22 protein-coding genes are annotated in these 24714 nt (G+C 63.7%); 12 read left to right on the top strand and 10 right to left on the bottom strand.

What is annotated here, in order from left to right; translation table 11 throughout:
• Positions 1–113 precede the first annotated feature (113 nt).
• The 4 genes from C2L71_RS04415 to C2L71_RS04430 form a co-directional block, all read right to left on the bottom strand.
• Complete coding sequence (locus C2L71_RS04415; protein WP_103264560.1) at positions 114–794, bottom strand: DUF2461 domain-containing protein; 681 nt, start codon at positions 792–794, stop codon at positions 114–116.
• On the bottom strand, positions 773–1705 hold the full coding sequence (locus tag C2L71_RS04420; protein ID WP_103264561.1) for an RNA polymerase sigma factor: 933 nt from the start codon (positions 1703–1705) through the stop codon (positions 773–775). Before C2L71_RS04420 ends, C2L71_RS04415 begins: the two co-directional genes overlap by 22 nt.
• A gap of 245 nt (positions 1706–1950) precedes the next feature.
• Positions 1951–2451, bottom strand: coding sequence for a flavin reductase family protein (locus C2L71_RS04425; RefSeq protein WP_103264562.1), 501 nt, complete (start codon positions 2449–2451; stop codon positions 1951–1953).
• A gap of 100 nt (positions 2452–2551) precedes the next feature.
• Positions 2552–3391 (bottom strand): hypothetical protein, encoded by an 840-nt coding sequence (locus tag C2L71_RS04430; protein ID WP_103264563.1) that lies wholly within the window; start codon positions 3389–3391, stop codon positions 2552–2554.
• 261 nt (positions 3392–3652) lie between these two features.
• On the opposite strand from C2L71_RS04430, the gene C2L71_RS04435 reads away from it, so the two are divergent.
• From C2L71_RS04435 to C2L71_RS04455, 5 genes are all read left to right on the top strand, one after another.
• Positions 3653–4351: a lantibiotic protection ABC transporter ATP-binding protein gene (locus tag C2L71_RS04435; RefSeq protein ID WP_103264564.1), complete on the top strand. Its 699-nt coding sequence runs from the start codon at positions 3653–3655 to the stop codon at positions 4349–4351.
• On the top strand, positions 4348–5124 hold the full coding sequence (locus C2L71_RS04440) for a lantibiotic immunity ABC transporter MutE/EpiE family permease subunit (protein WP_103264565.1): 777 nt from the start codon (positions 4348–4350) through the stop codon (positions 5122–5124). The genes C2L71_RS04435 and C2L71_RS04440 overlap by 4 nt, the downstream gene beginning before the upstream one ends.
• Positions 5121–5939, top strand: a complete 819-nt coding sequence (locus tag C2L71_RS04445; RefSeq protein ID WP_239926346.1) for an ABC transporter permease — start codon at positions 5121–5123, stop codon at positions 5937–5939. The genes C2L71_RS04440 and C2L71_RS04445 overlap by 4 nt, the downstream gene beginning before the upstream one ends.
• Positions 5940–6088: 149 nt before the next feature.
• Positions 6089–6751, top strand: coding sequence for a response regulator transcription factor (locus tag C2L71_RS04450; RefSeq protein WP_103264567.1), 663 nt, complete (start codon positions 6089–6091; stop codon positions 6749–6751).
• On the top strand, positions 6739–8370 hold the full coding sequence (locus C2L71_RS04455; protein WP_239926348.1) for a sensor histidine kinase: 1632 nt from the start codon (positions 6739–6741) through the stop codon (positions 8368–8370). Before C2L71_RS04450 ends, C2L71_RS04455 begins: the two co-directional genes overlap by 13 nt.
• A 36-nt stretch (positions 8371–8406) precedes the next feature.
• Here C2L71_RS04455 and C2L71_RS04460 read toward each other — a convergent pair whose 3' ends face one another.
• Complete coding sequence (locus tag C2L71_RS04460; RefSeq protein ID WP_103264568.1) at positions 8407–9525, bottom strand: pyridoxal phosphate-dependent aminotransferase; 1119 nt, start codon at positions 9523–9525, stop codon at positions 8407–8409.
• A gap of 186 nt (positions 9526–9711) precedes the next feature.
• Between C2L71_RS04460 and dinB the strand changes: the two genes are divergently transcribed.
• Entirely contained in the window at positions 9712–11037 is a 1326-nt protein-coding gene (dinB, locus tag C2L71_RS04465; RefSeq protein WP_103264569.1) for a DNA polymerase IV, read from the top strand.
• 212 nt (positions 11038–11249) lie between these two features.
• Here dinB and C2L71_RS04470 read toward each other — a convergent pair whose 3' ends face one another.
• The gene (locus C2L71_RS04470) at positions 11250–12122 is read right to left on the bottom strand and encodes a DegV family protein (protein ID WP_103264570.1); all 873 of its coding nucleotides are present in this window, start codon (positions 12120–12122) and stop codon (positions 11250–11252) included.
• Positions 12123–12346: 224 nt separating this feature from the next.
• Between C2L71_RS04470 and ileS the strand changes: the two genes are divergently transcribed.
• The 3 genes from ileS to C2L71_RS04485 are packed head-to-tail and all read left to right on the top strand — an operon-like array spanning position 12347 to position 16791.
• Positions 12347–15196, top strand: coding sequence for an isoleucine--tRNA ligase (gene ileS / locus C2L71_RS04475; RefSeq protein WP_103264571.1), 2850 nt, complete (start codon positions 12347–12349; stop codon positions 15194–15196).
• Positions 15197–15199: 3 nt separating this feature from the next.
• Positions 15200–15748 (top strand): signal peptidase II, encoded by a 549-nt coding sequence (gene lspA / locus C2L71_RS04480; RefSeq protein WP_103264572.1) that lies wholly within the window; start codon positions 15200–15202, stop codon positions 15746–15748.
• Positions 15745–16791 carry an RluA family pseudouridine synthase gene (locus C2L71_RS04485; RefSeq protein ID WP_103264573.1) on the top strand — a complete coding sequence of 349 codons (1047 nt, stop codon included), beginning with the start codon at positions 15745–15747 and terminating at the stop codon, positions 16789–16791. Before lspA ends, C2L71_RS04485 begins: the two co-directional genes overlap by 4 nt.
• A 39-nt stretch (positions 16792–16830) precedes the next feature.
• On the opposite strand, the gene C2L71_RS04490 is transcribed toward C2L71_RS04485, so the two are convergent.
• Positions 16831–17649 (bottom strand): putative ABC transporter permease, encoded by an 819-nt coding sequence (locus tag C2L71_RS04490; protein WP_103264574.1) that lies wholly within the window; start codon positions 17647–17649, stop codon positions 16831–16833.
• 93 nt (positions 17650–17742) lie between these two features.
• On the opposite strand from C2L71_RS04490, the gene hemH reads away from it, so the two are divergent.
• The gene (gene hemH / locus C2L71_RS04495) at positions 17743–18786 is read left to right on the top strand and encodes a ferrochelatase (protein WP_103264575.1); all 1044 of its coding nucleotides are present in this window, start codon (positions 17743–17745) and stop codon (positions 18784–18786) included.
• Entirely contained in the window at positions 18767–19999 is a 1233-nt protein-coding gene (gene coaBC, locus C2L71_RS04500) for a bifunctional phosphopantothenoylcysteine decarboxylase/phosphopantothenate--cysteine ligase CoaBC (protein WP_239926352.1), read from the top strand. Before hemH ends, coaBC begins: the two co-directional genes overlap by 20 nt.
• Before the next feature lie 69 nt (positions 20000–20068).
• Here the strand turns inward: coaBC and C2L71_RS04505 are convergent, their stop codons facing one another.
• The 3 genes from C2L71_RS04505 to C2L71_RS04515 form a co-directional block, all read right to left on the bottom strand.
• Positions 20069–21001 (bottom strand): LysR family transcriptional regulator, encoded by a 933-nt coding sequence (locus C2L71_RS04505; RefSeq protein ID WP_103264576.1) that lies wholly within the window; start codon positions 20999–21001, stop codon positions 20069–20071.
• A gap of 178 nt (positions 21002–21179) precedes the next feature.
• Positions 21180–22376, bottom strand: a complete 1197-nt coding sequence (locus C2L71_RS04510; RefSeq protein ID WP_103264577.1) for an acyl-CoA dehydrogenase family protein — start codon at positions 22374–22376, stop codon at positions 21180–21182.
• Between the two features lie 237 nt (positions 22377–22613).
• Positions 22614–23495: an enoyl-CoA hydratase/isomerase family protein gene (locus C2L71_RS04515; RefSeq protein ID WP_103264578.1), complete on the bottom strand. Its 882-nt coding sequence runs from the start codon at positions 23493–23495 to the stop codon at positions 22614–22616.
• A 631-nt stretch (positions 23496–24126) separates the two neighbouring features.
• Here C2L71_RS04515 and pyrR point away from each other — a divergent pair.
• Positions 24127–24714 carry a bifunctional pyr operon transcriptional regulator/uracil phosphoribosyltransferase PyrR gene (gene pyrR, locus C2L71_RS04520; protein WP_103264579.1) on the top strand — a complete coding sequence of 196 codons (588 nt, stop codon included), beginning with the start codon at positions 24127–24129 and terminating at the stop codon, positions 24712–24714.

The following is a 24714-nucleotide window of genomic DNA, read 5'->3' on the forward strand; positions in this document are numbered from 1 at the left end:
CTGGCATTCGACGTGTGGCGCTCGCGAGATGCGGACTGCGAGGCCATGCGCGTCCCGCAGTCCGCATCCGCGTTCGTCGCAGCCGCCCGCAGCGGCCTGCGGCGATCGACGCGCTACCGCGCCGGCATCTCGAAGCCCTCGAGCGCTCGATTAAGGAACGCATTGAGAGGCTGCATGCGCTCGAACGTCGCCGCCGCAGCGTCGACGAAGCCGGTCGCGGACACCTCTTCGTCGGGCACGTGATGTTCGATGTACCAGCTCTTGTGCTTGAGCCAGGAGCCTTGCGGATGATCGGGATCGAACTCTTGCGGCACTCGTTTGAGCGCTTCGCCTTCCACGGTGAAGCAGCCGACACCCGCAGGATCGGCGATGAGGGCCTCCCATTCGTCGCCCCGCTCGGCGATCGCACGGCGCACGCGGGCGGTCGCGTCCTTGAACATGCCGGCGAACAATCCCCCGCCGAGGAACGACCGGCCGTCGGGCTGGATCATGAGGTAGTACCCTACCGGCACGGGCAGCTTTCCGGCCGGGCCGATATGCGCGCGCAGCGAGGGGTTGTAGGGCGACTTATCGTGCGAGAAGCGCGTGTCGCGCGGGAATTTGAACGTGAGCGATTTCGGATCGCGGCCCAAAACGGACGGATCGAACGCGCCGATGCGCTCCATGAGGTCGGATAAGAGCGCCTCGAAGGCCTGCTGCGCTTCGTCGCGCCGCGCTTTCGTGTCGTGGAACCACGTGCGGTTGTTGTTGTGTTCGAGGTCGGACAGGTACGCTAATGCTCCTTGCATGTCCATGGTCGTGCGCTCCTTTCGGGTCGGTCTCCGACGGCCTGCTTGAAGTCGCCGGATGCAATGAGGTCTTTGATGAACGAGGCGGCCCCGTCCGGGCAGCGATAGCGTGGAAGCGAGGCGAACAACCCGGCTGCGTCGTCGAGCCTCTCCATCGCATCGGTCCTCGTTTCGACGTCGCCGGCGTGCGCGCTGCTTTCGCTCGCCGGTTCGCCGATACGCTCGCCGTCCGGAGCTTCTTCGACGCGCTTCAGGTTTTGCCAATCGAGACGGACAGGATCGATGCGCTTCGTCGCGATGGCGTAGTCGATGCGACGTTCGCAGCGGCACGCATCGCTGCCGGCTGCGCTGCAGTACGTCGAGAGGAACTCCGCCATGCGGGCCCGCGCGCGCGAGAGGCGCTTGCGGTACGCTTCGGGCGTGATGCCCAGCGCATCGGCCGCCACGCGGCTGTCCAGCTTGAACATGGTGCCCAGCACGAACGCGCTGCGCCCCTCGGCGTCCAGGCACTGCAGCATGCCGTTCATGCACGACAGCTTCAATTCGCGCGCAAGCAGGTCGCGGTCCACGCTGCCCGAGAGGTCGGGCACGTCTCGTTCGCGGCCGCTGACGATGTCCTCGCTGTAGATGTCGAAGCTTACCGGGAATCGTGCGAACAGGCCCTTGCGGTATGTCGCCAGGTGGTTGAGCGCGATGCGGTACACCCAGGTGGAAAACGAGCTCTCCCTTCGGAAGCTCGAAAGCCGCGTGATGGCCTTTATCAGCACCTCCTGGGTTGCGTCTTCGGCGTCGGGCACCGTGCCGAGCATTCTGAGCGCGAGATTGAACACATCGTCCTGCACACGTGCGAGCAGTTCTTCCAAAGCCGCCTCGTCTCCTGCGAGCGCGGCGTCAAGCGATACGGTCTCGTCTGTCATGATTTGCACCTCCTACATTCATTAGACACGAGTGCGAGCGGCTTCGTGACAGGCGATCGGGAGAAAATCCGGAAAAAATCGAGCAACCGCGTGGAGATGCAAGGAGAGCGGTGCGGGCGGCGCACGATGCGGCGGCGCAACCGCCTTGTCAAAGGCGCGGGTTGTTGCGTGCAGCGCAGGATGCAGGCATGTGGTCGCTTTGCGCAACGGCTGCGCAAAGCGACCATACTCGATGCGGCGCCACGTCAGTCTTGGACCAGCACCTTTTCGATAGATCCGATGTAGAGCGTGTGGAAGTCCTTTTGCGGGTACCATGCGCTTATGGCCTGATTGTCGACGAAGCAGCCCTCTTCGAGCGGCTGCGCGTAGGCTTTGCGGCAGACGAACACGAGCGAGGCCTCGGTGAAGTACGGCGTGCCGTCGGCGAACGCCGTCGAAAGGCCTGATTTCGCGATCTTCTCCTCATCGCGTCCCGACACGCTGCCGAAGTACTTGAGCGCATCGCGGTAGCCTTCGCCGAAGAAGCTCAGCGAGAAGGTGCTCTGTACGTCGACGAACTCCTTCGTGTAGCGCTGCGGGCGCAGGTAGATGGTAGCGGCCGGCCTTCCCCAGACGACGCCGAGGCCGCCCCAGCTCGCCGTCATGGCGTTCGCTCGTCGCTCGTCGCCCGCCGCGACTAGCATCCAGTCCGAGCCGATGAGATCGAACACGTTGCGGTCGATCTCGCCTGCGTTTATTTCTCTCATAGGACGTCCGCTCCTTCGCTTCGGTGACGTAGCCCCCGCATTGTACTCCAAAGCGCCGGCTGTTCGTTAATGCATGCGGAAGGGCCACCGGCAGGATCTCTCAACTTGCCCCTGAGATGCCGTCGGTTGCGCGGTTCTCCCCGAGAGGCTCGGCGTCTACGAACACGCCGGTGCGGGGATAGTATGTAATGCGCGCAATGCCGTTGGCGTCCACAATCTGCCGGAGCACGGCGCGGTCCTGTTCCTTGATGGACAGGCGCACAGATTGGCCGTCCTCTCCGATGAATTCGACGACGAGCTCCGCGGTGCTCAGTGAAGCGAAGCGGCCAGTGGGGCGGTGCTCGTCGAATCCGCTCAGGACGCATGTCTGCTTTCGAGGGCCTTCGAGGGTGTCGGCGGCCGCGCGCGAAGCCTGCAGGCCGCCCGCTGTTGCCGCCGCCGCGCTGAACGCGAGCATAACGAGCACGATGCCGATAGGCTTGATCAGTTCGTATGTTTGGCGGTTCCTCTTGCGGTGCCGTCGGTACAGTAGAAACGTGGCGACGCAGAGCACGAACGTCGCGCCTGCGGCTATCGGCGCGCGGTCGAGCGCGGTAAGGGCACCGAGCGCGACGAACGCCGTGCCGACGTAGCATACGAGGTTGAGCGCGATGATGCCCGCCTCCCGCGCTGCCTTGCGCCGTGCCATGCGTCGCCCCTCCGAGGTGCGCGGACGCGCGCGCCATGGGTCGCGCGCGACGAGTGGCACGAAGCAAAGAACGCCGGCCCCCATGGCCAAAAAGCCCGCGCCGCCGATGCCCTGGTCGACGAGGCCTTGGAATCCCACGGAAGGGGCGAACTCCCCATATATGAGCGCTGCGAACCCCCCGAACAACGCAACAAGGCCGCCTATGGCGAGCACCTTCTCGGCCAAAACTAAATCGGGGCGCAAAAAGGCCATGCGGTTTCATCCTCCCGGGATCGCGCGACGATACGAGATCAGTATAACGCGAGCAGGCGGCCGGCACGCCAGAGCCTTGACGTAGGATCAGGATGACGCGTACAGCGCGTACGGAATCGCGTGACAAGAGGACGCTTTGCAGCGCGCATGCTCTCCTTTGCGCGCAAGGGAGAGCATATGTTCAGGAAAGCTTCCCCATCCTTTAACGAATCTTTAGAAACGAGGCGCATCCTGTTCTCGAAGCTAGAGAAAGGAAAACGAATGGCATATATGCTGGAAACGAACGCGCTCACGAAGACGTTCAAGGGACAGGCGGCGGTCGACCATGTGTCGCTGCACGTGCCGGAGGGCTCGGTGTACGGCCTTTTGGGGCCGAACGGCGCGGGGAAGTCGACGCTGCTTAAAATGGTGTGCGGCATGCTGCGCCCCACGTCGGGCAGCATCGCCTTCGCGGGGCGCCCGTGGACGCGTGCCGACCTCGACGGCATCGGCGCGCTCATCGAGACGCCGCCGCTCTACGACAACCTCACCGCGCGCGAGAACCTGCGCGTGCGCACGACGCTCCTGGGCGTGCCCGAGAGCCGCATCGACGAGGCGTTGGCCACGGTGGAGCTCGCCCATACGGGCTCGAAGCGGGCGGGGCAGTTCTCGCTCGGCATGAAGCAGCGCCTCGGCATCGCGCTCGCGCTCGTGGGCAGCCCGCGCCTGCTCATCCTCGACGAGCCGACGAACGGCCTCGACCCGGTGGGCATCCAGGAGCTGCGCGCGCTCATCCGGTCGTTCCCGGAGCGCGGCATCACCGTGGTGCTGTCGAGCCATATCTTGAACGAAGTGGAGCACGTGGCCGACCTCGTCGGCATCATCGTGGAGGGCCGGCTGGCCTTCGAGGCGCCGCTCGACGCGGGCGTCGATCTGGAGAGGCTGTTCATGGACGTGTGCATGGGGAAGGCGGTGGCATGATGGGAGCCGAAGCGGGAACGTTTCCCTCCGTGTTCAAGGCGGAGGTGCTCAAGGGCCGCCGCAGCGCCCCGCGCAAGGTGGCGCTCATCGCGCCGCTGCCGTTCTGCGCGCTGGGCGTGCTGTCCTCGGGCGTGATCCCGGGCACGGGCGCCATCGGCGGCATCGCGACGTGCTTGTGGAACTACTGGTACGCGCTCATGATGCCGGTGGCCATCGCGCTCATCTGCGCGTCCATCGCGAACCTCGACGCGCGGCAGAAGCTGCGCCCGGTGCTCGGGCTTCCGCTGCCGCCGGCGCGCACGTGGTGGGCCAAGGTGGCCTACGCGCTCGCGCTCGTGCTGGGGGCGAACCTCGTCGTGCTCGCCTGCTCGACGGTGCTCACGGCGCTCGGCGCCGAGGGGCCGAGCTTCGCCGAGGGGCTGGCCGCGGCGGTCCTGCTGACCCTCGCCAGCTCGTGGATGGTTCCCGCCGCGCTCGCGCTGACCCTGCGCTTCGGCACGCTCGCCGGCATCGCGATTCCGGCTTTGGCGCAGGTGGGCGTGGGCATCGCGCTGTGGACGTCGGGCGCGTGGTTCGCGTTTCCCCCGGCCACGACGCTGTGCGCGGTAGCGCCGCTCTTGGGAGTGGCGCCTTCGGGCGTGCCGCTCGAGGCAGGGGACGCGCTCGGCACCTTCGGCGGGGACGCCGTGCTCGGCATCGCGGTGGCCCTCGCCCTGTTCGCGGCGCTCGCCATCGCCGGGGCGGCGTGGTTCTCGAAGCGCGAGGCCGCATGATGGCGCGGGTGACGTTCGCGCACGCGCTGCGCTCGGAGGCTGCGCGGCTGCGCCGCTCGCCCCTCGTGTGGCTCCATGCGGTGTTGGCGACGGTCCTCGGCGGGCTGGCGGGCGCGTACTTCGCGTTCTCGGCCTGGGATTCGCTCATGGGGACCGACGCGTTCTTCCAGCTGCTCGGCGCCGGCGCGCCGCTTTTGGCGGGCATCTCGTGCGGGCTGGCGGCCGACGCGGAGCAGCGGGCGGGCGAGGCGGCGAACCTCTTGGGCGTGTCGTCGCGCAGAAGCGCGCTCGCGGCGAAGATCGTCGCGCTTTTGGGGCTCGGCCTTGCGGCGGCTGCCTGGGCGGCGGTGCTGTTCTGCGCGGCTTTGGCGCTGGCCGGGCGCCCGATGCCGGAGCTTCCGGCCCTCGCGCTGGCCGTGCTGGGCATCGCGCTGGGAAGCGCGTGCTCGTACGCGGTCTTCCTGATCGTGGCGCTGAAGTGGGGGCGCAACGCGTCCATCGGCCTGGGAGCGCTCGGGTTCATCGCCGCGATGGCGCTGCTCGGCGGGCTGGCGAACGGGCTGGTGACGGGAACGCTGTCGGGCGCGCTGGGCGTCGAGGCGGCCGCGCTCGTGCCGTTCGCCTGGCCGTCTCGCCTGGCGACGCTGCCCCTCGAGGCATCCATCGCCTCGGCGATGGGCGCGGCCGGCCAGGCCCGGGCGCTCGCGTCGGCCTGGATAACGGTGGCGCTCGCATGCGTCGTCCTGACGGCCGTCGTGGCAGCCGCGGTGCTGGCCTGCGCGAACCGTTTCGAAGGCCGGCGCGGCGGGGAATAGAGCGTACCCGCTTCGTCCGCATCGTTGCCCGATGCTGGTTGCCGCGGGAGAAATCGCGCTCTTCGGACGACAATGCAGGATCGAGATTCGGGCGGGTACGGAAACGAGGACCCATGTTACACTCGGCGGCGATAGGAAGGAGATCGCGGATGGCGCGGATACTGGCGGTGGACGATGAGCCGGCGATCAGGAACCTGCTTGCGCGCGTGCTGATCAAGGACGGCCACGACGTACGCTGCGCGGCGTGCGCCGAGGAGGCGCTCGCTGCGCATCCCGAGCGCTACGACCTCGTGCTGCTCGATGTGATGATGCCCGGCATGGACGGTTTCGAGCTGTGCCGCATCGTCCGTCAGCGCACGGATGCGCCCATCGTGTTCCTCACGGCGAAGGCCGCGGAGGAGGATGCCGTGTTCGGTCTGGGCGTGGGCGCGGACGACTACATGCGCAAGCCCTTCGGCGCGGCCGAGCTGCGCGCAAAGGTGGCGGCGCATCTTCGGCGCGAGCGACGAGAGCGCACTCATGCGCTCACGTTCGACGATGTGCGGCTTGACCTGGGATCGAGGATGGCTTACGTCGCAGGAGCCGAGGTGGCGCTCACGCCGAGCGAGTACGCTATCTGCGAGTTCTTGGCACGTCATCCCGGTCAGGTGTTCTCGCGCGATCAGATTGCCGAGTCGGCCTTCGGCTGGGACGTCGGTGCGAAAGGAGCATCCGTGCCGGTGCACGTGGGCAATCTGCGGGCGAAGTTCAAGGAGCGCGGTGTCGATCCGCTGCGCACGGTGTGGGGGATGGGGTACGCATGGAATCTGTAACGAAAGTGCGTTGCGACGACGCTGGCCGTGCGTCCTTTTGGTCGGGCATGGTCGATCCTGCCGCAGCCCCGGATTCCAAGGCGGCGGGCGCGAAGCGCGGTCTGCGTTTCCCCCTGAGCGCGCTCATCCTACGCTACTTCTTCTATGTGCTGGCGGTGACCATCGCGCTCGCGCTGTGCGTGTACATCGCATTTGGTCTGCTCTTGGAGACGGGCGTCGCGTATCCGGCCAACTACGGCGACACGATGCTCGCGGAGACATCGGAACGTCTCGCCCCGCTTGGTTCGAACGACGTGGAGGCGATCGATGGTGCGGTACCGTCGAGCTTCCGCTGGGCTGTGTTCGCGGCAGACGGTGCGTACGTAGCCGGAGATGCGTCCGAGAGCACCCAGGAAGCGATGCACGCCGCTGCGTTTGATGGCTTGTCCGTCGAGTACGGGGCGCTCAGTACGACCCGTTATGATCCGGTCGAACTGGCTGACGGATCGGTGTGCGTGCTGATGCACGACTATCTGCCTCAGTTCGTATCGAAGGAGGTGCGTGATGCGCTGCCTAACCCGCAGAACCTGCTTCTCGCCTTGTTCGCCCTGCTGTCGCTCGTCGCGCTCGTCGGTATCGCCGCGCGTGCCTCGCACGTGCTGCAGCGGAAAATGGATCCCCTCGTCCGGGCTGCAGGGCGCATTGAGGATCGAGATCTGGATTTTGACGTGGGCAGCAGCAACGTGAAGGAGATCGACATGGTGCTCGCGGCTATGGAGCGCATGCGAAGCTCACTTGAGGAATCGCTCGATGCACGCTGGCGTTCAGAACGGCGTCAACGCGACCAGGTGGCTGCGCTCGCTCATGATTTGAAGACTCCGCTCACCGTGGTGCGCGGCAACTTGGACATGCTTTTGGAAGAAGACCTGGGCGTGGAGGCGCGTGCATGCGCGATCGATGCGGCCGCGGGCTGCACTCAGATGCAGCGGATGCTCACGGCGCTTCTGGAGGTGTCTGTCGCTGCGGATGATCAGGACAAGGACGGCAGGATCCGATCGAAGCTGGCACTGCGTCCGTTCGCGGCCGATATGTGCAGACAGGCCGAGGCGCTTGCGGCGACGGGGCGAGTCAGGCTCTCGTACAACGAGCGTGCGCTACCGGAGAGCGTTCCAGGTGACGAGGAGCTGCTCGCGCGCGCTGTCATGAATCTTGTGGCGAACGCCGTGGATCATGCGCCTGCAGACTCGACGGTCGAACTCTCTTTCACGGTCGAGGATCCGGCAGCGCCAGCTTACGATGAGCCGGCGGATGAGTATGGCGGGAACGGCGGCGCGGGCGGCAGTGTTCAGGTAGAAGGGAGCGCAGTCCGAACGCACGGAGCTTCCGATTCCGCAATGCTCTCAATTCGCGTGAGAGACGAAGGACCCGGCTTTTCGGCGCAGGCCCTCGTGCATGCCGTCGAGCGCTTTTGGCGCGGAGATTCGGCACGTACGGTTGGCGACCATAGTGGATTGGGTCTGTCCATTGCGGCCTCCATCGCGCAGCGCCATGGAGGAAGGCTCGATCTGGCGAACCGAGAGGATGGAACAGGGGCCTGTGCGACGCTGCGCATCCCCCTCGTGCAGTCGATACCGGCGTAGCCGGGCATTCGGATCAGACGCTGCAAGCACTCCGACTCAACGCCGTATGATGATTTCGCGAAGCGCAGCGATGAGCTTCTCGTTGTCGGCGCGCGTGCGAACAGCCACGCAGAAGAACCGCTCGTCCAGACCGGTCGTGCTCTCAAGCTTGCGGATGAGGAAGCCGGCGAGTTGAAGGCGACTTGCCAGCTCGTCGGTGCTCGAGACGCCTAGATCGAGATCCGATCCGCCGTCGAAGGTGCACATGACATAGTTCGCCTCGGCGGGAAAGATGTCGATGCCTGGAATGAGGTTAAGCATGCACTGCATCCAGGGGATCTCGGCGTCTAGGAACTCGCGCGTTCGTTCCAGGTGCTCGGTCTCGGCGAGTGCAAGCTCTCCTATGACCTCGGCGAACATCGGAACGCCGGAACTGTCGTAGAAGCGCGCGATCTGAGCGATGGTATCGGTATGGGCGATGCAGTAACTCACGGGAATGCCCGGCATGGCGAATGGCTCGCAGAGCGATCGCACCACGATGAGGTTGCGATGCTCGGACACGAGCGGCACCATGCTCTCCCCGCCGAGCGTGAGTTCGATCGAGCGCTCGTCGACTACCACCCAGGTGCAGGACTTCAGATATGCGAGAAGCGTCGGCACCGGCAAGAGGCGACTTGTCGGGTATCCTGGATTGGCCAGCACAGCCGCGTCGAATTCGATGCCGCAGCGCTCGGCGGCCGAGGGGTCGGGCACCACGAAGCCTGCAGGGCTGGCGATGTCCACGACGCGGTGCCCGGCGTTTCCTGCGGCGAGGGCGTACTCGACCGGTCCCGGCACGGCGACGCCCACGGTGCAGGGCTGATAGGTTTGAGCGACGGCGCGCACCATGTCGCCAACGGTGGAACCCACGAGAAACGACCCGACGGGAAGCCCGAACTTGCGTGCGAGCACGCTTCTGAGCGCATGAGCCTCGCGATCGGGAGGGTAGTTCAACTCTCCGGCCTCCAACGCGCACTTCATAGCCTCAATAAACGAGGGAGGCGTGCCGAGTGGATTGGCCGTGCCTGAGAAGTCTATCCAGTTCATCTCAGTGCGGAGCTCGTAAGGAGGGGAGAGCAGCTGCTCAGGCAGTGCGGTCACGCAGTCGCGCACGTTGGGACGCGCATCGGCTCGCATCGTCTCTCCTTTCCGGCATGTCCTTGTCGGACCGCAGATGAGCTCGATGTCTGAACCGGAGGGATGTTCCAGCTAGCGGGTGTGCGGTCTCGCTTGCAATGCTCACGCCCCGGAAGCGGGACGAGAATCCATATCCTAGCACAAATTGGTTGCATGCGAGCCGCGCATGGTAGACTTATTCAGGCAATGACCGATAGATTTCAGCATACGCGTTTCGAAGAACCTGCCGTCGGCGGCGGGCTGCCGCCGCTTGATCCCTGGGAGGGGCCCGCTATCCTGCTCGTGGATCTCGATGCGTTTTTCGCTTCGGTCGAGCAACTCGACCATCCTGCTTGGCGCGGCAAGCCCGTCATCGTGGGGGGCGATCCCGACAAGCACGGCGTGGTATCCACGGCATCCTACGAAGCGCGCCCCTTCGGCGTGCGAAGCGCCATGCCGTCCTCCACGGCCAAGCGCCTCTGTCCCGATGCCATCTGGACGCATGGGCACTTCGACCGCTACCGCGAGATGTCCGATGCCATTATGGGAATCCTTCGTGCCGAAACGCCGCACGTGCAGCAGGTGAGCATCGACGAGGCGTTCCTCGATGTCACGCCAACCGCGGTGAACCGCGAGCATCCGGCGCGGGTGGCAGAGCGCATCCAGCGCCGCGTGGAGGAACAGGGCGTGACGTGCTCGATCGGCGTTGGCACGTCGAAGACTATCGCGAAGATCGCCTCCGACATGGACAAGCCGCGGGGCTTGACCTTGGTGTACCCCGGCGGCGAGCGCGACTTTTTGGCGCCGTTGCCCGTGCGCACGATGAGCGGGATCGGCGCGGCGGCCGAGGAGAAGCTGAGATCGCGCGGTATCTGCACGCTCGGGCAGCTGGCCGACGCCGACCTGCGCATGCTCGAGCGCGTGTTCGGCAAGCTGGGGCGCGTGATGCACGTGCGGGCCAACGGCGGCGATGACGCGCCTGTCGAGCAGGACGACGAGGTGAAATCGGTGTCGAACGAGATGACGTTCGCTCATGACCTCACGAAACGCCAGGATGTGGAGGCGGCTATAGCCACCATGGCTGCGAAGGTAGGCCGGCGCCTGCGGCGCAAGGGCCTCCGCGGCCGCACGCTGGCCCTCCGCGTAAAGTTCGACGATCTGAGCGTGCGATCGGTGCAGCGACAGCTGATCGAGCCGAGCGATGACGAGCTGGCGTACACGCCCCTTTTGTACCGTATGATAGACGAGGTATGGCGGCCCGGTACGCCTGTGCGGCTCATCGGCGTGGGTATGAGCGGCTTCGAGGAAGAGGGTGCTGTGCAGGAGAGCCTGTTCGACGTAACCGAAGCCGCACCGTCGACAGGCGACGTTGAGCCTGTCGTGCGCGACAAGTGCAAGCGTCGCGGTCTCATCGAGGCAACCGACCTCGTGAAGAATCGTTTCGGCGAGACAGCCGTCCGTTTCGGACGCGAGCTGCGCAACGAGGAGAACACGACCGGCTCGTCCAGCAAGAACCCGGCGGATTACAAGTAAGAGAAGCATCGCAGGTTGTTCCCCAAAGCGAAGCCGGTCGCAAGCCCCCCCAGTTTTCAGCCTGCAAACGACGAAGGGAGGCCAACGGGGCATGCCTCGCGCAGTTCCGCACGAGCCGAAGCGTCCTGTGGACGCTTCGCGCGAGCTCAGGACTGTCCGAGCACGGCATGCCCTGCCGGCCTCCCCGGCAGGTTAAATCAGGTGGAAAGAGCCTAGCGCTTGTCGGCCAGGAAGAACAGGGCCATCGTGCCGGGACCGGAGTGCGCGCCGATGACGGGGTCGACGTAGTTGATGACGACTTCTTTCACGCCGAAGCGCTCCTTCACCTGATCGGCCACGTACTCGGCCTCCTCCAGGCAGTCGCCGTGCGTGATGAACACCATCTGGTTGTCAATGGGTTGGACGGCGCTCTTCTCCATATGGTCAACGAGCGCGTTCAGAGACTTCTTGCGCCCGCGCACCTTTTCGAGGGGGATGAGGTGCCCATCGTCGTCCACGTGCATGACCGGCTTGATGTTGAGCATGGTGCCTGCCCAGGCTGCCGTCTTCGATACGCGCCCGCCGCGGAACAGGAACATAAGGTCGTCCACCGTGAACCAGTGGGCCAGGTGCAACTTGTTCTCCTCCACCCAGTCGCGCACCTCCCCGATGGTGGCGCCGGCGCGGGCGCGCTGCACGGCGTGCCACACGAGCAGGCCCTCGCCACCGGAGGCCGCCAGCGTGTCGACCGCGTACAGCTTGCGCTCGGGAAATTCTGATGCAAGGTCGCGAATAAGCAACTCAGTGGCCTCGAACGTGCCGGAAAGCCCGCTTGAGAAACCGAGGTACAGGATATCGCGCCCTTGCTCCAGAAGGCCGCGCATGAGCGCTTCAGAGTCGGCCAGGTTCGGCAGCGAGGTGGTGATCACTTTGCCCTCGCGCATCATGGTGTAGAACTGCTTGAGGTCGGTGTGCCGACCTTTGAGATAGCTCTGGTACTCCTTGCCGTCCACCATGAAGGTGAGGGGCAGGATATGCAGCCCGAATTCGTCGATCATCTCCTCGACGAGGTTGCTGCTCGAGTCGGTGACGATTTCAAAATCCATGTCGTTCCTCCGATGTGCGGGGCCGCCGCGAAAGGGCGCCGTGGTTACCTTCTAAAGTATACCTATTTCCCTGCAATTTCTTGTGTCGCATTTTTGAAATGTGGCTGAGGGGAGGGGAATATGCCCCTGGCGCGCGTGCAATCCGCGCACAATCGCATATACTATACAGGTTTGAATCGGAAACGCCCTGAAACTCATGCACAGGATGAAAGGTACTCACAACCGTGGCGAACAGTTACAAGGAAACGATGAACCTGCCCAAGACCGACTTCGCGATGCGGGCGAACCTGCCCGAGAACGAGCCGAAGCGCCTCGCGAAGTGGGAGGAAGAGCGCATCTACGAGCAGGTGCTCGAGAAGAACAAGGACGGCAAGCCCTTCATCCTGCACGACGGCCCCCCGTACGCCAACGGCCCCATCCACATCGGCCACGCCTTCAACAAGATCCTCAAGGACTTCGTGAACAAGTCCCATGCGCAGCGCGGCTTCTTCACGCCGTACGTGCCGGGTTGGGACTGCCACGGCCAGCCCATCGAGCACATGGTGGAGAAGACCCTCGGGCCCGAGAAGATGGCGAAGATCGACCAGCCCACGCTGCGCCGCCTGTGCCGCGAGTGGGCCGAGAAGTACGTCGACGTGCAGCGCGAGGGCTTCAAGCGCCTCGGCGTGAACGGCGACTGGGAGCACCCCTACCTCACGTTCACTCCGAACTACGAGGCGGGCAACGTCGAGGTGTTCAAGAAGATGTACCTGGACGGCTCGGTGTACCGCGGCCGCAAGCCCATCCACTGGTGCAAGCGCTGCCACACCGCGCTCGCCGAGGCCGAGATCGAGTACTCCGACGAGACGTCGCCGTCCATCTTCGTGAAGTTCAAGATGGACCTCATGCCCGGCATGTTCGAGGCCGCCGGCGCGACGGGCGACGCCTACGTGCTCATCTGGACCACCACGCCCTGGACGCTGCCGGCGAACACGGCCGTGTCGCTGGCGCCCGACGCCGACTACGTGATGGTGCAGGTAGCGGGCTCCAACATGATCATGGCGCGCGAGCTGGTGGAGCAGGTGGCCGAGATCGCGGGCTGGGAGTCCTACGACCTCGTGCGCGGCGCGGACGGCGAGCCCGTCTCGCTCAAGGGCCGCGAGTTCACGGGCCTCACCTACACGTGCCCCATCCGCCAGGACCTCAAGGGGACCATCATCTATGGCGACCACGTCACGCTCGAGTCGGGCACGGGCGCGGTGCACACCGCCCCCGGCCACGGCCAGGACGACTACCTGGTCGCCCTCGAGTTCGACGTGCCGCTGCTCATGCCGGTGGACGACAACGGCGTGCTCACCGACGAGGCGGGCCCCTTCGCGGGCCTCGACGTGGACGAGGCGAACCCGGCCATCATCGCGTGGCTGCGCGAGCGCGGCACGCTCGTGGCCCAGAAGGAGATCCTGCACAGCTACCCGCACTGCTGGCGCTGCCACGAGCCGGTCATCTTCCGCGCCACCGACCAGTGGTTCGTGTCCATGGACAAGAACTCGCTGCGCGAGAACGCCCTCGACGCCATCGACCACAAGGTGGAGTGGATCCCCGCGTGGGCGAAGAACCGCATCGGGTCCATGGTGGCCGACCGCCCCGACTGGTGCATCTCGCGCCAGCGCTCATGGGGCGTGCCCATCCCCGTGTTCAAGTGCGCCAAGTGCGGCAACACCGTGGCCACGGCCGAGACGTTCGACGCGGTGATCGACCTGTTCTACCGCGAGGGCGCCGACGCGTGGTTCACGCACGATCCGTCCGACTACCTGCCGCGCGGCGTGAAGTGCGAGACGTGCGGCTGCACCGAGCTGACCCCTGAGAAGGACATCCTCGACGTGTGGTGGGAGAGCGGCGTGTCGCACACCTCCGTGCTGAAGCACCGCGAGGCCGAGGGCCTGCGCTTCCCGGCCGACATGTACCTCGAAGGCTCCGACCAGCATCGCGGCTGGTTCCAGTCGTCCCTGCTCACCAGCATGGGTGCCTACGGCGTGCCGCCGTACAAGTCCGTCATGCACTGCGGATTCACGATGGACGCCGAGGGCAAGAAGATGTCGAAGTCGGCCGGAAACGGCGTCGACCCGGCGGACGTCATGGCGAAGAGCGGCGCCGACGTGCTGCGTTTGTGGGTGGCTAGCGTCGATTACTCCCAGGACGTGAACATCGGCGACGAGATCCTCGAGCGCACGAGCGAGGCGTACCGCCGCATCCGCAACACCTTCCGCTTCCTGTTGGGCAGCCTCGACGACTTCGACGACGAGCGCGACGTCGTCATGGATTGGGACGCCCTCGAGCCGCTCGACCAGTGGGCGATGGTGCGTACCCGGCACCTGCTGGCCGACGTGGACGCCGCCTACGACGCCTACAAGTTCCACTACGTGTACCGCGCGGTGTACGACTACATCGTGAACGACCTGTCGGCCGTGTACATGGACGCGACGAAGGACCGCCTCTACTCCGAGGCGCCCGACTCGCCGCGCCGCCGCGCCGTGCAGACCGTGCTCATGAACATCCTCGAGGTGCTCGTGCGCGTGTTGGCGCCGGTGCTCACATTCACGACCGACGAGGTATGGGAGCACTATCCGCGCGCCCTGCGCGAGCGCGAGGGGCGCCCGTCCAACGTGCAGCTGGCTGGTTGGCCGAAGATGTCCGACTTTGCGCCGGCGGTGCCTGCCGGCGAGGGCGAGCGCATCGCCGAGGACTTCGGCGTGGTGATGGGCGTGCGCGAGGTGGTGACGAAGGCGCTTGAGGACGCGCGCGGACAGAAGGTCGTGAACAAGAGCCAGGAGGCCGCCGTGACCGTGACGGCGCCGCGCAGCGTGCTCGACGTGCTGGAGCGCTACGACGCCGCCGCGTTCGAGGAGCTGTTCATCGTGGCGTCGGTGGCGTTCGTCGAAGGCGGGGAGCTGTCGGCGGCAGTGGAGAAGACCGACGCCGAGAAGTGCCCGCGCTGCTGGAACTACCGCGCGCTCGGCGGCAACCCGAACCATCCGGATGTGTGCGAGCGCTGCGGCGACGCGCTCGACGCCCTCGGCTATGCGGAGGGCGAGTAGCACGTGGAGCAGGCAAACGCCATAAAGTCGCACCGTGGACGCGCCGCGTTGTTGTTTGCGGCCGTCTTCGTCGTCTGGCTCGCCTTCGACGTGGTCACGAAAGGTTGGGTCGCGGGCGGGTGGTCGGAGGGAGAGCTCGTCACGGGACCCATCCTGGGCCTCGTGCGCTTCCATCTCGTCCATAACACGGGCATGGCCTGGGGCATGTTCGGCGATTCGACGTTCGCGCTGGGCGTCATGTCGCTTGTGGTGTGCGCGATTATGGTCCTGTACCTGTTCGCGTTCTCGCCGAACGCCGGCAAACTGGAAATCGTGGGGATCGCGCTTGTGGTGGCGGGCGGCATAGGTAACGCGCTCGATCGCTTTACGCTCGGTTACGTGGTGGACTTTATCGAGCCGGTGTTCATCGACTTCCCGGTGTTCAACGTGGCCGACATCGGCGTGACGTGCGGATTCGTTCTGTTTCTTGCAGGCATGCTGCTTTCATGGCATCGCGGCGATCGCGCGGATGCCCAGGCTGCGCCAGGCCCCGGGGAATCCGACGCTCGATGACGCGCCTTTTGAGCCATATCGTCGACCCTGCTGACGCGGGGCTGCGCCTCGACGCGCTCCTCGCCGCGCGCGGACTGTATCCCAGCCGCAGTGCGGCCGCTCGGGCCGTGGACGAGGGAGCCGTGTACGTCAACGGCTCCACGGTGCCCAAGAAGCACGCCGTGACCGCAGGCGACACCATCGTGTTCCAGGTAGAGAACGCGCCGACGCCCGGGCCTGTGGCGGGGCAGCCTATCGATCTCGATATCCGCTACGAGGACGAGCATCTCATCGTGTTGTCGAAGCAAGCGGGTCTCGTGTGTCATCCGTCCGTCGATCACGACGACGGCACGCTCGTGAATGCGCTCATCTATCATTGCGGCGCGGATAATCTGTGCAACGTGCAGGGTCAGGATGATCGCCTGGGCATCGTGCATCGGCTCGACCGCGACACCACCGGGCTTATGCTGGCGGCGAAAGACGATGTGACCGGCTCTGCCCTCATGGCCGATATTCGCGACCGCGCGGTCGATCGCCGCTACTTGGCGCTCGTTCACGGCGTGATTGCGCATGACACCGGCATGATCGATGCGCCCATCGCGCGTTCCGCCTCCGAGCGCACGCGCATGGCCGTGCGCGACGCGCCGTCGGCTCGCGAGGCGGTCACGACGTTTCGCGTGCTCGAGCGCTTCGAGCATGGATCACGCGACGACGGTTACACCCTCGTCGATTGTAAGCTGTTCACGGGGCGTACACATCAGATCCGCGTGCACATGGAATACGCGAAGCATCCCCTCGTAGGCGATCCGTCGTATACGGCGAACGCACCGAAGGATCCTACTGCTGATCTTGGACTCGCGCGACAGTTCCTCCACTCGTTCCAGATTACCTTTGTCCATCCCGTCACGGGGAAGGAGATGCATTTCCTCGATGCGCTGCCCGTTGACCTTCAAGATGCGCTCGACAGCCTGGCTTCGCGCAGCTTGGGACGCACCATGGCGGGCGAGGAAATGCTCGAACTGCTGAGGGGGCGGACCGAGGCCGGGGCAGGAGAAGAAGGCTGACTCCCTGTCTGAGAGACGCTCGCTGCTCGGTTGCTTTCGTCAATCTCTGCCGTACACGCTCATGTTCTGCATGCGGGATTGGAGGTAGTCGTCGGGAAAGTGCTCATCGAAGAACAGCTGCTCCCAGGTGGTTGCCGGCACGCCGATGGCACGCTGGCTTTCTCGATCAAGCGCGAGCAGCGTCACGACCACATCGAGAGCCAGGAATATGCTCAGAGCACCTGTGAAGAGGCGGGCGGCAAGGCTCTTTGCGCTCACGTAGGCGAAAACGTTCTTGATGGCGGGAAGGACCGTGCGTACCCATACGAGGCCGAGCAGTCCCCACATCACTCCGAATGCGAAATTCGTTCGTCCATGAATGGATCCGAAGGTGCCATCGTAGTTCCAGGCAACCGCGCCCCAGAGCTCCTCCATCATAAGGCTCGCTGAGTATTCGATAACTGAACCCAGCAGCATGGAGACCAGGAAAATAATGAGGTTGTGCGAATGGTAAAACCGGTTGAGGAAGGCGGTGAGCGCTACGGCTGCCACGCCATAGATAGGCGAGAAGGGCCCCCACACGAGCCCTGCCCGGCTTTCGTAGCCGCCGTACACAATGGCATGGAACACCGTCTCTACGACAAGGCCGAATACGCATCCCGCCACGAAGATCCAGAACAGCGTGAAGTAGTCGATGCGAAGATAGCCACTATCGGGTTTGACCTGCTCTTTGACCTCCTGGCCGAGCTCCCTGAGAACGCCGGGCGATGACTGGACGTCAAAGGAAGAAGCGCCGTCTCGATCCGCCTTTCGTCTGCTGATAGGCAAAGAGCCGTGCGGCGCATGCCCCGCCGCCGTTTTTTTCGGTTCTTTCCCCATTCGCCTGCCCTCCGATAAGCCAATGGGCTAAACTATATCAGATTTTGAGAGGCGGAATCCGACCTTTCGTCCTGTCCCTGTTTCTGGAAGGTGATGGTCTACGTGGCTGCGAGGGATCGCTGCGGAGTACTCCTCGTGAACACGGGCACGCCAACGGAGCCCCGTCCGCGTGCCGTGCGGAAGTATCTTGCAAAGTTCCTGATGGATCGCCGTATAGCTCCTATGAATCGCGTCGCGTGGTGGTGCATCCTGCACGCAGGCATCCTGCCCAAGCGCGGGAGGGCATCGGCGGAGAAGTATGCGCGGATATGGACCGAGGAAGGCTCTCCATTCACCATCGTCCATACCAGCCTCCAGGCAGGACTCGCCGATGTTCTCAAGCAAGAGGGGTTCGATGCCGTGGTTCGCTGCGGCATGAGTTACGGCGAACCGGCGGTGACGGATTGCGTGCGCGAGCTCAAAGAGGCGGGCTGCACGCATCTTGTTGTGCTGCCGCTGTACCCCCAGAGCGCCTATTCGACGACGGGGGCGGTGTCTGATGGTGTACAACGCGCGCTGCGTAAAACGCGCTGGGATGTGCCATGCGATTTTATCGACAACTACCACGACCATCCGACCTACATTGGCGCCATAGCGGCTTCGCTGCAGCATGCGGGCTTCCGCATCGATTCCGATGACAAGGTACTGTTCTCCTACCACTCGATTCCGTTGAACGATATCGAAGCGGGCGATACCTATGAGCTGCAGACCGGTGCCTCAAGCCTGCAGATTGCCGGCGAACTCGGTATCGATCGCACCCGCTGGACCATCGGCTATCAGTGCCGCTTCGACAAGAACCGCGAATGGCTTTCGCCCTTCACCCGTGATGTGCTGTCGCGCTGGGCTGAAACGGATGCGCCGCGGGTGTTTCTGATATGTCCGAACTTTGCCGTGGACTGTCTCGAAACGCTCTACGATATAGACTATGAACTGAAACCGCATTATTTGGAGCGGATTGCAGCGGCAGGACGCGAGCCCGGACAGGAGGCGCTCGTGTACGTTTCCTGCCTCAATCGGAGCCGCGCACACCTCAAGGTGCTTGCCGATGTGGTTCGACCGCATATGAAAGGGGGCCGCAATGGCCGATATGACCGGTGAAGCAGGCAGCTCGCAGCAGGGTTCTGCACAGAAGACGGTGCTCGTGGGTGTCACGGGCTGCATTGCCGCATATAAAACCTGTCTGATCGTGCGCGGACTGCAGAAGGCGGGTGTTCGCGTGAAGGTGGTCATGACGGAGCACGCGACCGAGTTCGTGGGTCCGGCAACCTTTCGCGCGCTCACGAACGAGACGGTGGGCGTCGGTTTGTTCGACGACCCGTCCGATCCCATTCATCACGTTTCGCTCGCCCAGGAAGCGGATGCGTTCCTTATCGCGCCGTGCACGGCGAACGTCATTGCGAAGATTGCCAACGGCATCGCCGACGATCTTCTGACGACGACCGCACTTGCTGTCACGGCGCCGCTCATCATCGCGCCGGCCATGAACGTGAACATGTACGAGAACGCCGCGACACGGTACAACATCGGCAAGCTGCACATTCGCGGAGTCCGCATCATCGAGGCGGGCGACGGCTACTTGGCGTGCGGCGACGTGGGCAAAGGCCGTTTGGCTGACGTAGACGACATCGTTGCGGCCACGCTCGACGAGCTGGGGATGTCTCGCGATCTGGAGGGCCGCCACGTGATGGTGACAGCTGGACCGACCGTCGAACCTATCGATCCTGTGCGCTATTTGACGAACCACTCGTCGGGTAAGACGGGCTATGCAATCGCGCGCGCCGCGTCCTTGCGCGGAGCCGACGTCACCTTGATATCGGGCCCCGTCCCTTTGCCGGCGCCTGAGGGAGTTCGCCTTGTTCCGGTGCGTACGGCCCTCGATATGATGGCGGCGGCTGAAGCGGCATTTCGCGACGCGGATATTGCGGTGTTCGCTGCGGCGGTGGCCGACATGCGTCCGAAGAAAGCAGCCGAGCACAAGCTGAAGAAAGGGGTTGCCGATGCCGAGCTGGGCACGATCGAGCTTGTTGAAAACCCCGACATTCTCGCCACGCTCGGTGCGCGCAAGGAGCACCAAGTGGTTGTGGGCTATGCAGCGGAGACGCACGATGTGGTAGGGAACGCACAGAAGAAGCTTCTGGCAAAAAACGCCGACTTCGTGGTGGCCAACGATGTGAGAGAAGGCCGTGCGTTCGGAGCCGATGTCAACGAGGTGCTATTCGTAGATGCGGAAGGGGTTGAAGAACTGCCCCTCATGACGAAGGAGCGCCTGGCAGATGCCGTGCTCAACAAAGCGCTTCAGTATCTGCGCTGATACAGGCGGCTTGACGCGTCGCACACGTCCTGCACCGCGGGGTTGATGCGGTATCTGCGCGTGAGCGTATCAGGAGTCTTCTTCTTCGAAATCCTCCGTGTCCTCCGCGCTAGGATCCCATTTGAATTCCGTCGTGAATTCGATAAACGTCTCCACCGCTCTCGTCTTAAAGGCGCGTTCCTTGTAGACGAGGCAGATCGGATGGAAGTCCTTCGGCACGTCCGAAAGGGGTACTGCCACCAGATTGATGAAAGGCGCGAGACCGAGCGTATTGAGCACGAGTCCCACCGAATCGTTCTCGGAATCTACGAGCGCGCCCAGCGAGATCTCGTCGTCAGCATGCGCGGCGGCTTTCAAGCCTGCCGCATCGAGATGACGGGCGACTTCCGTTCCGATGGGCGTTTCCGGCCGGTAGGTGATAATGGGGCAGTCATGAGATGCGAGCTCTGCGAGCGAAAGGCTTTCACGCGAAGCGAGCGGGTGGTTGCGGTGTAACAGCGCTACGAGCGACTGCGAGAGCACGGGTACGAAGGTGAGACCCGGGCGGTTCTCGACGTAGGCTGCGAATGCGAGTTCGTAGCGGTCGCGCTCCAGATCTTCAAGGAGGGGCAGGGTGAGACCCTGAAACAGGTTCACGGTTAGGCCGTCGCCGTAGGATGCTCGGTAGGCGCGCATCAGAGCGGGAAGATAGCTATCTTGGACAGTGTAGACGGTGCCGATGTCGATAGTCCCGGTCAAAAGCTCTGCCTGTTCGCGAGCTCGCTCAACGCCTTTGTCAAGCGCATTGAGCGACTCGATAACCGCGGCTTCGAATTCGCGGCCGTACTTTGTGAGCTCGACGGTCCGCCCCTTGCGGGCGAACAGTGGAACGCCGAGCTCGCGCTCGAGGTTTGCCATGGCATTTGAGAGGGTGGACTGGGCGATGAACAGCTCGGCAGCGGCCTTCGTATAGTGCTGCAGCCGCGCAAGTGTCCTGAAATAGTACAGTTGCGAAAGGTTCATGCCGCCTCCTCCGTTGTTCGTCACCTACATCGCCTGCAAAGACGAACTGTGACTCGAACCGTACCCACTGTATCATAGGCCATGCGGGTGTCCGGGCAAACGGAGACATCGGTAAAAAAACAGGATCCGCAGGAAGTTTCTGCGGATCCTGTTTTCATGAGACGATCGCGTCGGCGAATTAGAACTGGTAGTTCAGCCTTCCGCCGCGGTTCTGGCAGCCGCGCGCAATGGTGATGCGCTGGACGTTAGGAGCGCCCTCTTCCAACCACATGGCGCGTGCGTCGCGGTAGAGGCGCTCGACCGGACCGTAGGGGCAATCCTCGAAGTAGCCGTCGCCACCGAAGATCTCGAGCATGCCGTCGGAAACGATGCGCGTCGTGTAGATGGAGAACAGCTTGCAGATGGCGGCCTTCTCCTCGATGTCGATGCCGTGCGGGTCGGCGTCGAAGTCGCGGGCGAAGTCGTAAACGAGCGTGCGCAGAGCGTGGGTGTAGGTCTGCATCTCGGCGATCTCGCGCTTGATCATCTGGCGGCTGGCGATGGGCTTGCCGAAGGTGATGCGGTCGGCGGCGCGCTTGAGGCTGAGCTCGAGCATACGCTGAGCCATACCCAGGTTGGAGCAGGCGATATGCACGCGGGAGACGGAAAGCGAGTGCATCGCGATCTCCATGCCCTGGCCCTCCTCGCCGAGCAGGTAGATGGGATCGAGTTCGACATCATGGAACACGAGGCCTGCGTGGCCTGCGCCGCGGCAGCCCATCATGTGGGGCATCGGAACAATCTCGAAGCCGGGGGCGTCGTTGGGAACGAAGAAGGCCGAGAGGCGGGAATCCTTGTCGGAGTCGAGGTCGGTCGCCGCGATGACGTAGGTGAAGTCGCTGCAGTCCGTGTGGGAGATGAGCCACTTCTCGCCGTTGAGGACGTATTTACCGTCGGCGTTCTTGACGGCGGTGGTGTGGATGTCGGCACCGGTGCCGCCCGTCTGCTCGGTGATGGCGAAGTTGCAGTAGATAGTCTTGTCCTGGAACTTGTCCATGTACTTGGCCTTGAGCTCCGGCTTGCCGTAGTCGTCGAGGATGCGCCAGTTCATATCGGCCGCATGATGCAGGTGCATGCGCATGCCGCCCGGTCCGCGGGAGAACTCTTCCTGCACGCGCAGGATCTCAAGTTCGTTGAGGTCCCATCCGCCGTACTCGCTCGGCATATAGAAGCGGTACAGATCGTTGTCGCGGGCAAGATCGTAGAATTCCTGCGGGAACTTGTTGGAAATCTCGATCTCCTTCTGCATTTCCTCGAACGGGCCTTCGGCCAGCTCGCGAATCTGCTCCAGATAAGCCTCGAACTGCTCGTCGGTGATCTTGGCGTTCGGATTCATAGCGCTCCTCCGTCTCTCGTGCCCGCTCGGCGCCCTCCGCCGTGCGCGGCGTTTCATTCATTATGCGACTTGAAAGGGGAGGATGTCCAATTCACATTATAGCTGATTCGGGGGTAAATCGATCGATTTTGCGAATGAAACTGTTTGCGGGATCGATGGTGGGACGAATGCAAGAGCTCCTACGAGCCGGCAGAGGCCGTGTCGGGCGACTCGTAGGAGCATACTGGACGAGGCGGCTTACAGGTTGCGGAACCGATACTTCTGGGGATCTGCTTTGACCGCTTCTTTGTTCTTCGGATTCATCTTCAAGCGGCCCATGCGGCCATCGTCGGTTATGGTTCCGAGCACCTGGTTGCGGTTCTCCATCTTGATCTGCGTCTCGAAACACGTGCCGTCGATGGAGGAGAGCATCGCCTCTTTGGTGAGCCTGAGACCGAAGGGCGAGGTGGTCTCGCACAGATGGTGCGCGAGTGCCACCGCTTCGGCCACTGCCTCATCATCGGGAACCACCTTTAGTCCGAAACCCCAGCTGTGCAGTGTTTCGGCGTCGAAGCGGTCAGTGGATGAGAGCACGCGGTATGCCCGCTCGTAGCCGATGATTTTCGGAAGGTAGAACGAGCCGCTCATATCCGTTCCCGTGAGTCCGATGGCCAGGTAGCCTGCGTTCATCTTGAAGGACTCGCCCAAGATGCGCATATCGCAGGCGCAGGCCAAGGAAAGGCCTCCGCCCACAGCATAGCCTTTGAGCGCGCCGATGATGGTCTGCTCGCAGCGGTGCATGTAGACAGCCTGATCGGAGCAGATACGCTGCATGATGTAGTACATGTACTGCGTTTCGCCCATGTCGTCGGGATGCGGCAAAGCGTGGTCATCCAGGTTGAAGCCTGCGCAAAAAGAGCGTCCTTCTCCGGTGAGCACAATTACGCGGCAGTCCTTGTCCAGGCGTACTTTGAGAAGGAAGTCGTTGAATTCGCTCATCTGCAGGTAGGACATAGCGTTCAAGTTGCCCGGATCGTCGAACGAACAGATGTAGACCGGCCCGTCCTGCTCGATCTTGATCTTCTCGTAGCTGCCGTAGTCGAATGCTGGAAGATGGTACTGATCCTGATAGACGCTCATTCGGTCTCCTTCTCCTCGTATGTCTGTCCCCCCCCGGCCGCTGTTCTTCATCTCTCCGAACCGGTGCGACGGCATTGGGGCTTGGGGGCGCCCCTGCTTCATCCATAGTAGGGCGGCCGACAAGGCGCGGTCAATGCCCATGCGCGCTAGGTTGTACCCTGCGCGCATGGGCATTTTCAACACGGCTATCATGCTGTCCGCAGCAGATCGATAGGCCCGCTTGTGCGGCTGGCTGCACAAGCGGTACCTGCGCTTCTTGCGCTTCCTGCGTCGTTTTTCCAGCCTCTTCGGACCGTCGGCGCCTTCTCTCCGGTGGATCTTCTCCCCGAGTTCCCCAGAGTGGTTCTCGAGCTGAATCCGCGAGCAGAAAAGTTGTAAAAAGGGGTTACCAAAGCGTTGGAAACCGCCTATACTGCCTCCAGTCCTTTAAAAGCGGTACAGAGAGACCGACAAGGTAACAACCACCAAGCGCTCGCCCGGAAAAGAGCGCGCGGAGTCGAAGCCTTTGTCTGTCGCGGAGGCTTTTTTCATGCCCGGCGACAGGCGCCTGCGAGGCGGGGGAGCGCGAAGGCGCGAACCGCACGACGGGATGAGGGTCGCCTGTACCATCCCGAACGGAAGGGGTGGGTGCATGACCGACACCGGCACTGTCAAGACCGTCTGCATGGACGCGGACGAGATCGAGCGGTCGTTGACGCGCATTGCGCATCAGATCCTCGAGGCGAACAAGGGCGCGGACAACATCGCGCTCGTCGGCATCGTGACGCGCGGCGATTTGCTCGCCAAGCGCCTGGCCGAGAAGATCGAACAGATCGAGGGCACGAAAGTGCCGCTCGGCAAGCTCGACATCAGCTTCTACCGCGACGATTTCGCGACGCATCTCGCTCCCGAGGTGCACTCCACCGACATCTTCTTCGATCTCGACGGCAAGGACATCGTCCTCGTGGACGACGTGCTGTACACGGGCCGCACCATCCGCGCCGCGCTCGACGCGCTCATGGACATCGGTCGCCCGGCCACGGTGCAGCTGGCCGTGCTGGTTGACCGCGGGCACCGTCAGCTGCCCATCCGCGCCGACTTCGTGGGCAAGAACGTGCCGTCGGCGGCGGACGAGAACGTGCGCCTCTTCCTGGAGGAGACGGACGGCACGACCGAGGTCGAGATTCTGGAAATCGCACCGGGCTCCCGCGCGGGTTCGGCACCGCTGGGAGGTGAATAG

The organism is Enteroscipio rubneri, from assembly GCF_002899715.1.
Classification (GTDB): domain Bacteria; phylum Actinomycetota; class Coriobacteriia; order Coriobacteriales; family Eggerthellaceae; genus Enteroscipio; species Enteroscipio rubneri.